Genomic DNA, 13,950 nt, shown 5'->3' on the forward strand with positions numbered 1-13,950 from the left:
TGTCCCTAAGCGAGACGCCACCATCTCTGAGACCTGCCAACTGTTTCTCTGGGCAACCTTTAGGACGAAACCGTTGAGTCACTTCACCAGGAACTCCGTCCGCTCCTGGGCCATTTCCGCTTCCCACGCAGCCAGGCGGTCCTTGAGGTCGGCGAAAACCGTTGGGTTCTGAAACGAGACGTCGTGCCGCTCGCCAATGTCACTCTCCAGATTGAACAACATCTCGACGTTGCTGTCCTGAATGTACTTCCAAGGACCATGCCGGACGGATTTCTGTTGACGGGCGACTCGATCGATGCGCCAGCAAAGTGTGCGCGTCTGGGCTGATTGTTCATCGGCCAAAATGGGGAGCAGATTGATGCCGTCAAAGGGCCGATCCACGGCCGGTTTCGCGCCCGCGATAGCGGCGAAAGTGGCACTCAAATCCATCGTGATGCCGACCTGATTCGTGACTTTGCCCTGAGGCAATCGGGCAGGCCAGCGCATCAAGCAGGGGACGCGAATGCCTCCTTCCCACAATGTGGATTTGTGATGAAACAGCGGGCTATTGTCTGAGTACCGTTCGCCGCCATTGTCGCTGCTGAGCACGAACAGTGTGTTATCGAGCACTCCCTGCTTCTCTAGTTCGGCCAGCAGCATGCCGACGCCTTCATCCACCTTCTCGACCATCGCGGCGTAGGTGGGGCGATCGCCATGGTACATATTGGCTTTCGTGACACTCGGCAGCGGCCGCCCCGGGGGCTGATACGGGCAATGCACCGCCAGGTGCGGCACGTACAAAAAGAACGGTTCTTTCGCATGCTTGCGCACGAAATCGACGGCGCGGCGATTAATCAGATCGGTCAGATAGCCTTCTACTTTTACCGGCTTCATACCGTCGCGCAGCGCATAGGTCCCGTCATAGTACGAGTGCGTGTAGTAATCGGAGTGGCCGAGCAACTCGCCGAAGTACTCGTCGAAGCCATGCTTCGTCGGGTTGTATTCGTCTTTCAAGCCAAGATGCCACTTGCCGAAGGCCCCCGTCGCGTAGCCGGCGGCTTGAAGCATCTTTGGCAACGTCGGAATGCTCGTCGGCAGTCCCAGTCCGTGGATGTCTGTTTCCGGAACCCAGGCGTCTCCTTTCCGCCGAAACGATTCGGCAGAGAACCCCATCGCCCATTCAAACCCGACGCGCTGCTGCCAGCGGCCGGTGATGAACCCACACCGAGTCGGAGTGCAGACCGGCGCATTGGCATAGAAATCAGTGAATTTCACTCCTTCGCGAGCTAGCCGGTCGATATTTGGTGTGCGAATGTCCTTGGCACCGTAAGCCCCGCAGTCGGAGTAGCCAAAGTCGTCAATCAGAACGAAGACAATGTTGGGCCGGGAAATCGTTTCTTTATCAGCCGCATGCGACACTGCGGTCGAGATAGCAGCGAGTAAGGCCAAGACAATGCACGCACGTAGTTTCATGATTGATTCCCGCTGACGCTAAGTAGTGATGCCTGTTGTGCCGGCAAGATTACTTCGCGGCCAGTCTCGCCTTGCAGAAGAGTTCGATTCCTAGCCAGTATGGTCGCCCATCAGGAATCTGATTTCAATGTTGCACTGCAGCCTGGATAGCTTCGGCTACCGTTTTGTTGCCTGTGACCTGGTAGGCATCCCACGGGCCATCGGCGCTCCCCGCGGGCCAAGTAGTGGGATCGGCGTAGAGGTCATCGGTATCTTTGTATTGCTGCTGCAAGCGAGCCAGTTCCGCTCTTAATTCAGTGAACTTGGCAGCCACGGCCGGCTGCTGCGCATCGGCCGGAGAGTGCAACAGATTCCGCTGCTCGTGCGGGTCAGCAGTGAGGTCGAACAGCTCATACGCATCTTGCTTCCAGTAGTGGATCAGCTTGTGCGTAGCCGTGCGCACACCGAGATGGGCCGCCGTATTGTGGTGGCCGGGGTCGTGGTAATAGCGGTAATACATCGTGGTGCGCCAGTCGGCGGGCGACTCGCCACGCAGCAGCGGAGCGAAGGAGCGGCCTTGCATGAACTCAGGCACGGGAAGACCGGCGAGATCAATGAACGTCGGTGCCAGATCGATATTCGCCACGAACTGTGCGGGGACGCTCCCTTTGGTAACGCCCGGACCACGAACAATCAGCGGCACGTGCAAACCGGGCTCGTACATGAACCGCTTGTCGTACAGCCCCAAATCTCCCAGATACCAGCCGTTGTCGGCGGAGTAGATGACGATTGTATTTTCCGCCAGCCCGGCCTCGTCGAGATAATCGAGTACCTTGCCTACGCCGTCATCTACGCCCTGCACACAGCCCAGATAGTCGCGCATGTATTTCTGGTATTTCCATTGCACGAGTTCCTTGCCGGTGAGTGTCTTGCCATCCACTTCCAGTTCCGTCGGGCTGGTGTTCAACCACTTCTGCAAAGCAGGACCCTTGAGGTCGGCAGGAGGCATGAGCTTTAAATCACGGCGTGTGAGATTGCGAGCGACCGTTTGCTGGTTCTTGGGAAGCGCGGTTGGCCGCGTGGCGTAGTCGTCAAAGAGTGTTTCCGGTTCGGGGATGAGCTTGTCTTTGAACATCTCGAGATGCCGCTTGGCAGGCTCCCACGCGCGATGGGGAGCCTTTTGATGCAGCATCAAGAAAAAGGGCTTGTCCTTCGGCCGCGTTTTCATCCATTCGATGCCTAAGTCGGTCGTGATGTCCGTGCAGTGCCCTTCGATGGTGAGCTTCTTCTTTCCCGGCAGCAGGAACTGCGGATTCCAGTACGCTCCCTGGCCGGGCAGCGCGATCCAGCGGTCAAACCCGGTAGGATCGCTCCCCAGGTGCCACTTGCCGATCATGCCGGTGTGGTAGCCGCCGGCTTGGAGGTGCTTCGCTGCATGGTCGCGGCCGCCGTCAAAGCGATTGAAGACCGGGACGCCGTTAAGATGCGAATACTGCCCCGTGAGCAGTGTCGCGCGGCTGGGCGTGCAAATTGAATTCGTGACGAAGCTATTGGTAAAGCGAGCGCCCGCCTTGGCGAGGCGATCCAAGTGCGGCGTCTGGTTCACCTTTGAACCATAGGCGGAGATAGCATGCTGCGCGTGATCGTCCGAGAAGATGAACAGAATGTTGGGCTTATCGGCAGCAGCCAACACTTGCCCGCACAACAGGCCGATAAGTGCGAAGAAAGCGAGCGTCGATTTCACAGTTGTTCTCTCCTGGCCTGAATCACGCGGAATGTAATTTTCGCGCACCCATCATAACTGCAAGAACGACTTAATTGGTCCCTTTTGATCGATGTGATATTTCGCGAGACCGGTATCCAGATCGCCATAGTGGGGAATCGGGTTGCCAAACGCGTTGAGAATGGTCGTGTACCAATTGCCGAGCGTCTTGTGTCCTGGTTGGCCGTAGTTTGGCATGCGAATGTAGCGGCGGGCGATATTTAGCGGGCAATTGCGACCCGAAAGTACAACGAACGGAAACTCCAATCCCACGCTGTGGTGCGTTTCGCCGCTATCCGGGAAGTACAGCAGCATGGTGTTGTCGAACATCGTGCCGTCCCCTTCACGCACGCTCTTGAGTCGCGTCACGATACGATCGACAAGCGTCATGTGGTATTGCTCGCAGCGGGAGCGAATCTCCTCTGCAGGCACGCCGCCCATTGCCTTGCCGTGGCCGATGTCGTGCATGTTGACCTTCTCGGTCTCTAAGCCCGGAATGCCCGTGTAGTGATGGCCAAGTTCATCGATGGTGAAGGCAACGACGTTCGTCAAACCTGAAATTAGTGCAGCCAGCAAAACCTCGACGTGCCCGGCTTGCCGATCCAGCGTGGTCATTTCATCGTTTAAATACTTGTCGGCTAGCTTAGGTGTGTGTTGCCGCAGTACTTCGGTCATGAGATCGACCCGGCGATTGCGCTCCTGAACGGCATCGAGGGCGTCCGAATATCGCTTGAGTTTGGCTTGTTCGGCCCCAGCGACCGTGCTCAGTCGGCTAGCTTCGTTGCGGGCCACAAAATCGAGCACCTTTCGTTCGAGTTGATAGCGGATCCGCTCGTCTGCGTTGGTCGCCACCGACTTGAAGAGTTCTTGCAGTGCCACGCGCGGCGAACCGAATGCATAATTCGGCTGTTGAGGACCGCGCGCAGAGAACCCCTGGGCGATGCCGTTCAGGCTGCCGCGCGGATTGCCGCCATCGAGCGGAAAGCAGGCGAGTTCGATGTGCTCAAGGGGCGAGGGAAACATCTTCGCCAATTCAAAATCGACAGTGGCCCAACGAATGGAACTCACACGTTCGTTGGCTTTGAAAACGCCGAGCGAAGAGCACCACGAGTGATGCCCGGTCGTGCACATCTTGCCCGACAACCCCTGCAACAGTGTCAAATTCTCCTTGTGGGCGGACAGCGGACTCAGCCAGGCCGGCAGATCGTGCTTGTCGAGATCGACTTCGAACCCAGCCTTTTGTTGTTCCTTGTCCTTCAGTTCTTTCGAGAACGTTGGCGGCACCAAGACACGGGGAAACAAACCGTTCCCGCGATGCAGAAAAATGAATCGCATCGGCGGTTTTGCTAACGCAGTATCGGCGAGCAAAGTCTGCGGCAGGAGCGCCAAGGCACCTGTTCCCAGCAACGCTTGCGTGTTGAATTGCCGGCGAGTCGTTGTCATGGCTGATCCTGGATTGGTTTGCGGTAGATGAATGAGTCAGAAGTTAACAGCGAAACGACGACCGCGCGAAAACTGCCGTCGCTCGACACATACGCTTGATCTGCATCGATCAAGGTTTGCGCGTCGGAGGGCATTTCATTGCGGCCCAGGAAGAACCGGAAGGCATGACGAATGATCGATTGCCGGACTCGTTCCGAGCGCGCGAGCCGATCGATCATTTCGAAGGCATCTGGCACTTCGCCGTCCAAGTTGGCGTCGCCCGTGCCGCTGAGCACGCCGCTGGAATCGATCGGGCTGGTCTGGTAAACATCGGCGACATCCTTGCCGTTTCCTTTACGAACCAGGTTCTCGGGATGCTCCCGACTTTCCTGGGTACGGAAGCGGCCGAAGTCGTCGAAACTCTCAAACGGCAGCCCGAGTGGGTTCATGTGCTGATGGCACTTCCAACATTCGGTGTTGTGCGTCACGATCTCGACTCGTTGGCGAAGCGTTTTGTGCGGATCGTCCGGAACCTGCGCATCGACGGTAATTGGCACGTCGGGCACGCGGCCGGCGAGGAGTTTCTCGCGAATCCAGCGACCACGTCTGATCGGATCTGTATGAAAATTGCTCGAATGCGCTACGAGCCAAGCAGGATGCGTTAGCAATCCCTTGCGATTCGCAATTTGGAACGGCTGCTCGACGGGATAGCTCCAATACATGGGCTTATCGCTAGGCTCTTTGTAACGGTCGGTTTCTACGCCGATATAACGATCGCGCGTGGGCAACGGCGGCAGGCTATAGCTCTGCGAATGCGTATAGGAATAGCCGTGGGTGAATGGTCCGCGCGTGAAGGGGATCGTGCCGCGGCCAAAAGTGTCCTGAAAGTAGTACATGTAAGACAGGAACGACCGTTTTTGCTTCCAAAGCTCTTTCTCGCGAGCGTCGATGATCTTCGCGGCACCGAGCAGTTGCCGATGGTCCGCCATCACTTGCTCGGGTTCGGTCTTCCACGGAGTCCCTTGCAGTTTTTCATACACCTCTCGCCATTCAGCGATGCAGGCTTGACCAGCCTTGGTGTCCAGGTTGTGAAACACGAAGAATTGATCGGTCGTAAGCAGGTTTTCAAAGACCTTTTGATCCTGGTCCAGGCACCAGATCACGAGCTCATCCGCTTCCTGAATTAACCAGCCAGGCGTGCCGGTGTGCCCGCGATCGGCATTTTGATAATAGCCGCCGCTGCGGGGACTATCCTTGAAAACCTTCAGCGCGCCGGTGTAGCCGAAGAACTCGCGAAAGAAGCGGACCAGCTTCGGATGCGAGACCACGTGCGACTGGATGTGTTTGCCGTTCAGCGACGGATCGACCGGAGCCTGAAAATAAGTTTTATCGGCCAGTAGTCGCTCGACTTCACGGCGATAGTCCTCGCGCGTGTTCAGCCGACCTTCGCTCGCTGCCTGAAGCAAGATGGCATCTGGCCCGCGGTCACCGAGCGCATAAGCGATCGCAAGACTGGCCTCGCGCGGGGCAAGTCGAACGCGGCCATTTTCGTCTGGTTGGCCGGCGCCGAATTCCAACCGGTAGAGAAACTCGGATTCCAAGAGGACCGTCACCAACATTTGCCGCAGGCCGGCGGAGTTGCCGCCAAGTTGAATGGCATCGCGCGTCAAGGCGACATACTTTCGCAACTCATCTGCCGTCGCCGCACGCTGCAGCACACAAGCAAATTGGCTTTGAATCGCCGCTGTGAGTTCCGCATCCGTGGGCGCTTCATTCTTGAGGACGATGGCCTCCAGGGCTGGGGGCGTGGTCTTGGGGTACCAGCGGTCGCGGACATTTTCGAATTCGTTCGCATCCAGTTCCCCGTGTTTCACACGCGCGGCGCGGAGTTGCTTATCAGCGATCCACTGAGCGTTGCCCAACATCACCAACAAGGTTCCTCCATCGAGCGTGCCCTGATCGTAATAGCGCACTCCCGATTGATCTGGCAAGACAAAGGGATTGGTCACTCCGGCAAACCCCTGCAACCGAAACGAATCTCGTTCGCGTCCTTGCAATTGAAATACGTCCAGTACGCGCTCGGTGAAAATCTGCGGGCTGACCAGCCAACGGCGAGCAGGAGTAAACGCCGCAGCCTTGACCTTGCCACCAAATAAGAGCTCGTGCTCGACATAGTTGCCGTAGGCAGGATAGCGGAGCTTTTCATCGAGTTTCGAAGCGCCATGTTTTCGCAATTCGCCGCGGAGCCAATTCACGAGCGAAGTTCGATCCTCTTCGCTGGGTTGTCGCGAATCGGTCGGCGGCATCGTGCGGAAGAACAACTGATCCTGCACTCTGTTGAGCAATTCCAGTTGTTCGCTCGTCTCCAGCGTGACTAGTTTGGCTAGATTTATGTCCGCTTCGCTCGTTTCATTTCCATGGCATTCGCCGCAGTAGCGCAGGAAAGCCTGGCTTACGTGCGGCGGAATAGCGATGCTCTCTTGTGCCTGCGCATGCACAACCGCTGGAAGCAGGGCCAGGCAACACGCCAACAAGAAGTATGAATATCGCATTGCAGTTTGCCTACGCTTGCGCGCAGGCTGCGGTGGAGGTGCGGAGATTCCGGGCGTCGGTCCTTCTCAAAATAGCGGAATTGCAAATCGTTTTAGCGACAAAATAGCATGTTTTGACGACAGGCTTCGCACTTCGCCGCCGAGCTTAGCTACGAACCGCTGATGCATTTGCTGGTGTTGAACGGCCGCTCCATTACCTGACCGGACCGGACGGCGAGGAGATCATGGTAGACAAGACATTCGCATTTCGACGTTGCAGCGACGGGAAGTTGCGGCTGTGCGTACTCAAGTCAGCGTTACCATTCGAGCCGGCCAATTAAGCGAATGTGCAGCCCGCCAACACGGCTCGACGCTCCTTCGACGAGCCACTGAATCACCATAATCATCCATGCACAACGAATGTCGAGGCTACGGACATTTGACGAGCATTGGGGACGACCGGAGTTTGGTAAGTGGTGGCTAAGACCGACTTAGCTTAACGCAAGCGAGGCTGCGATTTCAGATCGGGATCCCACAGTACCGGCAACCTGTGGCCGCGAGCGGGCCCGACAGATAAAAACGGCCGTTTTCACGGTGCTTTTTCGAGCGTATGTACTTCGCTGTCAGGCACTTGAAAAAATTGCGGAAGCAGTGATAATCGGGATCTCGGCTTTGAATTAGCGAGGCCGAGTGATTCGAGCCAGAGTGGCGGAATGGCAGACGCGCTGGATTCAAAAAGAAATCGCAGCACCACCACCTCTGAACGCCGTTTGGCGTAGCTTGTTCGCGCAGTTGAACTTGTGGCGAACCCTCTTAAACCCCGCCATCTTGCCATTCCCAATTTGCCCGTGAATTGCCCGTAGGGCATTTCGTGGACTGCGGAAGAACTCCGAGGCCGACGCCCTTTGAGCGTTGGTAACTTCGAAGCTTCGTCCCCATTTCACTGGAGGTGTTGGCATGAAGGCTTGGATTCAACGGAAGAAAGACGCGTATCATCTTCGCGTCGTGATAGATGGAAAGGAGCACCAGAGATCGCTGGGCAAGGTTAATGCAAATTCCGCCCAAGCCACTTTGGGGACTGTTTGCGGTGTGATTGATCAGGTCGAGCGTGGCCAACTTGCGGTGCCGTCAGACGTTTCTCCAATCGAGTTCATGCTGAACGGCGGTAAACGGGCAGCTCCCACACTCGCAAAACTTACGATATCGGAAAGTAAAGGCTTGTACCTCGCCAGTGAAAGCGAGGAAGCGGCTGTGACCTATCTTGGGTCGCAAACCACGCATGTAAACGACGGTCGAATAGTGCAGCGCGCGGCGGAGCCGATGGTCGGTCGAAAAGTGCAGCGCTAGCCCTGCTCGTGAGAATCCGTAAGGCAGATTTGAGGCTTCCCAGCGTCTCAAGCCTTACGATCCGCGAGCGTAGCCCATGCTGCGAGATATGCATAACTGGACCGAAATCCGTCGTCTTGTCCTGACCGAGAAGAAATCCAAACGAGCGGTTTGCAGGGAATTTTCCCTTCACTGGCAGACCCTCGAAAAGATCCTGCAGCACCCTGAGCCGCCCGGTTATCGACAACGTCTGCCCCGGGAGCGGCCCAAACTCGATCCGTTCCTGCCGATCATCCACGAGATCCTGGAGCAGGACAAAACGGCGCCCCGCAAGCAGCGCCACACCACTAAACGGATCTTCGACCGCCTGCGTGCCGAGCATGGCTACACCGGCGGGATCACGGTGGTCGGCGAGGTCGTGCGGGAGTGGCGAACGACCACGGCGGAGGTGTTCTTACCCTTGTCGCATCAACCGGGCGAAGCCCAGTTCGACTTCGGCGAAGCGGAGGTGGTGCTGCAAGGCATGCCGACGAAAGTCGCGTACTGCGTCATGTCGTTGCCGTACAGCGACGCGTTCTTCGTGCAGGTCTTTCCTCGCGAATGCACCGAGACGTTTCAAGCGGGCCATCAGCGGGCCTTTGAGTTCTTCGGCGGCGTGCCCCGCCGGATCAGCTACGACAACAGCCGGATTGCTGTGGCCCGGTTCGTGGGGAAACGGGGTGACACGCCGACGCGTGAGTTCCTACGGCTGCAGAGTCATTATCTGTTTGAGCATCACTTCTGCCTGGTGCGACGGCCGATGGAGAAGGGGCATACGGAGAACCTCATCGGTTTCGCGCGGCGGAACTTCCTGGTGCCGGTACCACGGACCGGCAGCCTGGAAGTGCTGAATGCCGAACTCGAGCGGCAGTGCTGTGAAGATCTGGAACGCCAGTTACGCGGACAACCGGCGAACAAAGCCACGTTGTTGGCAGAGGAGCAGGCTGCGTTGTTGCCGCTGCCGAAGTCGGGCTTTGAAGCGCGGCGAGTCGAACCGGCCCAGGCCAACTCTCTTTCCTTGGTTCGCTTCGACGGCAACGATTACTCGGTGCCGACGCAGTATGCTCATCAGAAAGTGACCGCAATTGGCGGCCTGGAGGAAGTTCGGCTGGTCGTTAACGACAAGTTGGTTGCCCAGCATCCACGCGACTGGTCGAAGGAGCAGGTCCATTACAACCCGCTGCATTACCTGGCACTCTTGGAGCGGAAGCCAGGGGGCTTGGACTTCGCGAAACCCCTGGAAAACTGGGGCTTGCCGGACTGTTTCGATCTCCTCCGGCGGCGTCTGGAAGCAGATGGCGGCGCACACGGCCGCCGGGAGTTCATCAAAACCTTGCGGCTGCTGGAGACTATCTCGCTGGCTGCATTAACTGCGGCGATTGAGCGGGCACTGGAGATCGACGTTCTGGCCGTCGATGCGATTCGGCTGCTCGTGCAGCAGGGACTGGAAGAGCCGACGCGGTGGTTTCGGCTGGACAATCATCCGCATCTGCAGTCGCACTCGATCCCTCCTCCCAATCTCCTGTCTTACCGTGAACTGACCTGCGCGCTGACGACGGGAGGTGTGTTATGAAATCTCTCGAAACCAAAAGCACGGTGCTGCTCAAGCATCACTTGAAGGCCCTACGGTTGCCGTCGTTCCTGGAGGGCTGCGAGAAAACGGCCCAGCGGTGTGCGACGGAGAACGTCGATCATCTGGGCTTTCTGCTGCAACTGTGTGAGCTGGAGTTACTCAACCGTGAGAAGCGTGCCAGCGAGCGGCGGCTCAAGTCAGCGCGCTTTCCCAACCTGAAATCGCCTGGTGATTTCGACTTCGCCGCCCAGCCCTCGCTCAATCGCGTGCTGGTGGCAGAACTACTGCGGTGCGAGTTCGTGGAACGCCGCGAGTCGGTGATCTTTCTCGGGCATCCGGGCACGGGGAAGACGCACCTGGCCATCGCGCTTGGCATTGCCGCCTGTCAGCGGGGCAAACGGGTCCGCTTCTGCCGCGTGACGGAACTGATCACGCAACTTATGGAAGCCCGAGAAGAACGGACGCTGCTGCGGATGAAGTCGTCACTAGCCAAGTTCGATCTGCTGATCCTCGATGAGCTGGGTTACGTCCCCGCCAGTAAGCTGGGCGCGGAGTTGCTCTTCGAGGTCATCAGTAGCGCTTACGAACGCCAATCGTTGATCGTGACCACCAATCTGCCGTTCGAGCAATGGACCGAAGTCCTGGGCAGCGAGCGCCTGACCGGCGCCGTGCTCGATCGGCTGACACACCGCTGCCACATCCTCGAATCGACCGGCGAAAGTTATCGCTTGCAAGACGCGCGGCGCCGCCGCAAAGGATCGCGCCCGAAACCGGCGACCTCATCCTTGTCACCCGCCGATGAAACGGCAGAATCCTAGCCGTCGTTACAACCGTCGCAATCCTTCCTCCTCCGGAGGAGGAAGGATTCTTACTGGAATGCCCCAACACCCTGATTTAGACTGAGACCCTTCCCCACCTCAGCGCCACACTTTTCAACCGCCGCGCGCTGCACTATTCGACCGTCGTTTACACCTCAGGCTGCAGAACGAAGCAGCCTTCTTCGCGGAATACCAGAACGAGCCGCTCCCCGAAGCGGTTCCGTTCTCTACTCTCCTCTCTGCAGAAGAGATCGCGGCCAAGCTTAACCGGCTGCCGCGAGCCACGGTTCCGAGCAGCTGCACGCAGCTTACCGCGTACATCGACGTCCAAGGCAACCTGCTCTACTACTTGGTCTGCGCATGGACCGAAGACTTCTCGGGTTACGTCATCGACTACGGCTGCTATCCGGACCAGCGTCGCGACTACTTCACCCTGCGCGATGCCAACCCCACGCTCCTGTCCGTGGCACCTGGCACCGCTCAGGAAGGTGCGATCTTCGCCGGCCTGCAAGGACTGACGGCAGACCTGCTCGGCCGCGAATGGCAGCAGGACGGTGGTGGCATCCTCAGGATCGGAGCCTGCTTGATCGATGCCAACTGGGGCGCTTCGACGGATACGGTGTACGAATTCTGTCGCCGCTCGACGTTCGGCGGTGTGCTGATGCCGAGTCACGGGCGGTACGTCGGCGCCGCAAGCGTCCCCTTTGCCGAGTACAAGCGGCAACCGGGTGAACGCGTGGGCCACAACTGGCGGATCCCAAGCACCTACGGCAAACGCGCCTGCCGCCACGTGACATACGACACCAACTACTGGAAGACGTTTGTGTTTGCCCGCCTCACGGTAGCCATGGGCGACCGCAGCTGTCTGTCGATCTTCGGGACAGAGCCCAACCGGCACCGACTATTATCTGAGCACATCACCGCCGAGTACCCAGTCACAACGCAGGGCCGTGGAAGAACGGTGGAAGAATGGAAAGCTCGCCCCAACCACCCCGACAACCACTGGTTCGATTGCCTGGTGGGGAATGCGGTGGCTGCGTCCATGCTCGGCGTGCATCTGGAAACGGGGACCAAAATCGAACGGAAGCGAATCTCGCTGCGGGAATTGGCTGAACGACCGACGGCACGGCAACTAGCGGAGCAGACGGCACGGAAACAAGCGACCATCCCCGAGCACATGCGGCGGCGGTGAAATCCGGACTAGTCGGGATTCTTACCGCAGGATCTGCGCCAGCGCATCGACGGCCTAATGCACCGCCTCACCGCAACTGACTTTGCAGTCCTCCTGGGCGTTCTTGGCAGGGCTAACGTCCCACCGCGTTGAACTTGCGACGATTTGAATTCCTGCGTCCTTGGGATGTATGATTACTTCGGTTGTTGCACCACTTTGACGAGTTGATACGCCGTGCGACGCTGGACGCAAGAATGCCACCAGGGGCATTGTGCGTAGCGGCACTCGTCCGGCGAAGGTATTTAGCGTATGGCTGACGTCGGTGCGATTACGTTGTTGTTGCGTCGGATTCGCGACGGCGAGCCTCAGTTGATTGATGAGTTGGTGGCGCAAATCTATCAGGGTTGTGTTCAACGAGCTCATCTCCTAAGACGAGGCGAAAGGCCAGGGCATACCCTCCAATCCCACGATTTGGCTGACGAAGGATTGATGAGACTAATTCAGGGAAATGAAGTAACCAAAGCCGCTGATCGCGGCCAGCTATTTTGGGCTTTCTCTCGCGCAGTTCGGCAGGTCTTGGTGGAACATGCTCGTCGGCGCAACGCAGGAAAACGAGGTGGTGACGCGGTGCGCGTGCCGCTCGACGAGGTGTTAGACTCCTTGCAGCAGAAGTGCCAGAGTGACGTCGTGAATCTTGACGAAGCCATTCAAGTTTTGGCGAGGGAATATCCAGAAGAAGGTAAAGTCCTCGAAATGCATTACTTTGGGGAGTATTCTCTGCCCGAGATTGCTCAATCACTGGACGTATCACTATCAACAATCGAACGGCGGCATCGATTTGCCAAAGCCTGGTTGCGCGACTGGTTGAAGGACCAATCGATCTAGCTGCGAACCTTCCCGAGAGAATGCGAATGTCGCCTGTCACGCAAGCCAACGATGTACGCCGCTACTTCGATCTGGCAGCCGAATTGCCAATTGAAGATCAGCAAACGTTCCTGGCTCGGGAATGTGGCGATCCAATTGTTCGGCGTCGAGTTCTGGATCTGCTCGCAGTTGATCAGATTTCAGCAGCCGACCAAACCACCACTGAGCAACAAGTTCCGCAAACTCGCAGCGATAGCCAACCGCGCCCTGCGTTGGCCGTGCCCGGCTTTGAGATCGTCGACCAACTTGGCGAAGGCGGGATGGGAATCGTATTCTTGGCACGGCAAATTTCGCTCAAGCGTTGGGTCGCCTTGAAAATGGTTCGAGCCGGCACCTATGCCGATGCGAAAGTCTTATCCCGGTTTCAGTCGGAAGCAGAGGCCGTCGCGCAGCTGCAGCATCCACATATCGTCCAGATTTACGACATCGGCAGTATCGATGGCCACCCGTATTTTACGATGGAGTTCATCGACGGTCCTACGCTGGCTGCCCGCATCGCCGGTCGTCCGCAGCCCGTCGAAGAAGCGATTTCGACGCTCATCGCGTTGTCGCAGGCCATTCAATTCATGCACCAGCGAGGCATTCTCCATCGCGATCTGAAGCCGGCCAACGTGTTGCTCGCTTCGAGTGGTCCTAAAATCGCCGATTTCGGCCTCGCCAAAAACCAATCCAACGAAGCTGGGTGGACTCAAACGGGAGCTGTGTTTGGCACACCGGGATATATGGCTCCCGAACAAGCAAGTGGGAACCACGAGGCAATTGGTCCCGCCACCGACGTTTATGCCCTCGGTGTCATCCTCTACGAAATGCTCACCGGCACGATTCCCTTTCGTGGTAAGACGACCGCTGAAACTCTCGAATTGGTTCGTAACCACGATCCGGTTCCTCCCTCGAGGTTTGGTCAACGACTATCCCGAGACTTGGAAACGATTTGCCTCACGGCACTCGCTAAA

General features: G+C 57.7%; 9 protein-coding genes and 1 pseudogene. 6 read left to right on the forward strand and 4 right to left on the reverse strand.

The window, feature by feature from the left end; genetic code table 11:
* Nucleotides 1–78: 78 nt before the first annotated feature.
* The 4 genes from ETAA8_RS18820 to ETAA8_RS18835 all read right to left on the reverse strand — a co-directional run bounded on the left by ETAA8_RS18820 (nucleotide 79) and on the right by ETAA8_RS18835 (nucleotide 7,167).
* On the reverse strand, nucleotides 79–1,452 hold the full coding sequence (locus ETAA8_RS18820) for a sulfatase (RefSeq protein WP_145091726.1): 1,374 nt from the start codon (nucleotides 1,450–1,452) through the stop codon (nucleotides 79–81).
* Nucleotides 1,453–1,576: 124 nt separating this feature from the next.
* Nucleotides 1,577–3,175, reverse strand: coding sequence for a sulfatase family protein (locus ETAA8_RS18825; protein ID WP_238397420.1), 1,599 nt, complete (start codon nucleotides 3,173–3,175; stop codon nucleotides 1,577–1,579).
* 51 nt (nucleotides 3,176–3,226) lie between these two features.
* Nucleotides 3,227–4,636 (reverse strand): DUF1552 domain-containing protein, encoded by a 1,410-nt coding sequence (locus ETAA8_RS18830; protein ID WP_145091728.1) that lies wholly within the window; start codon nucleotides 4,634–4,636, stop codon nucleotides 3,227–3,229.
* Nucleotides 4,633–7,167 (reverse strand): DUF1588 domain-containing protein, encoded by a 2,535-nt coding sequence (locus ETAA8_RS18835; RefSeq protein ID WP_145091730.1) that lies wholly within the window; start codon nucleotides 7,165–7,167, stop codon nucleotides 4,633–4,635. Before ETAA8_RS18835 ends, ETAA8_RS18830 begins: the two co-directional genes overlap by 4 nt.
* Nucleotides 7,168–8,103: 936 nt before the next feature.
* On the opposite strand from ETAA8_RS18835, the gene ETAA8_RS18840 reads away from it, so the two are divergent.
* The 6 genes and pseudogenes from ETAA8_RS18840 to ETAA8_RS35920 all read left to right on the forward strand — a co-directional run.
* Nucleotides 8,104–8,493 carry a hypothetical protein gene (locus tag ETAA8_RS18840; protein ID WP_145091732.1) on the forward strand — a complete coding sequence of 130 codons (390 nt, stop codon included), beginning with the start codon at nucleotides 8,104–8,106 and terminating at the stop codon, nucleotides 8,491–8,493.
* 76 nt (nucleotides 8,494–8,569) lie between these two features.
* A complete protein-coding gene (gene istA / locus ETAA8_RS18845) occupies nucleotides 8,570–10,084 on the forward strand; it encodes an IS21 family transposase (RefSeq protein ID WP_145086469.1) in 1,515 nt (504 codons plus the stop codon).
* Complete coding sequence (gene istB, locus ETAA8_RS18850; protein ID WP_145086466.1) at nucleotides 10,081–10,902, forward strand: IS21-like element helper ATPase IstB; 822 nt, start codon at nucleotides 10,081–10,083, stop codon at nucleotides 10,900–10,902. Before istA ends, istB begins: the two co-directional genes overlap by 4 nt.
* 160 nt (nucleotides 10,903–11,062) lie before the next feature.
* A complete protein-coding gene (locus tag ETAA8_RS18855) occupies nucleotides 11,063–12,094 on the forward strand; it encodes a terminase gpA endonuclease subunit (protein WP_145091734.1) in 1,032 nt (343 codons plus the stop codon).
* A 288-nt stretch (nucleotides 12,095–12,382) separates the two neighbouring features.
* Nucleotides 12,383–12,958 carry an ECF-type sigma factor gene (locus ETAA8_RS18860; RefSeq protein WP_145091736.1) on the forward strand — a complete coding sequence of 192 codons (576 nt, stop codon included), beginning with the start codon at nucleotides 12,383–12,385 and terminating at the stop codon, nucleotides 12,956–12,958.
* Nucleotides 12,959–13,257: 299 nt separating this feature from the next.
* Nucleotides 13,258–13,917: pseudogene (locus tag ETAA8_RS35920) on the forward strand (serine/threonine-protein kinase); the annotation flags it as partial.
* Between the last annotated feature and the right edge of the window lie 33 nt (nucleotides 13,918–13,950).

Origin of the sequence: Anatilimnocola aggregata (assembly GCF_007747655.1) — a bacterium.
GTDB classification, from domain to species: Bacteria; Planctomycetota; Planctomycetia; order Pirellulales; family Pirellulaceae; genus Anatilimnocola; species Anatilimnocola aggregata.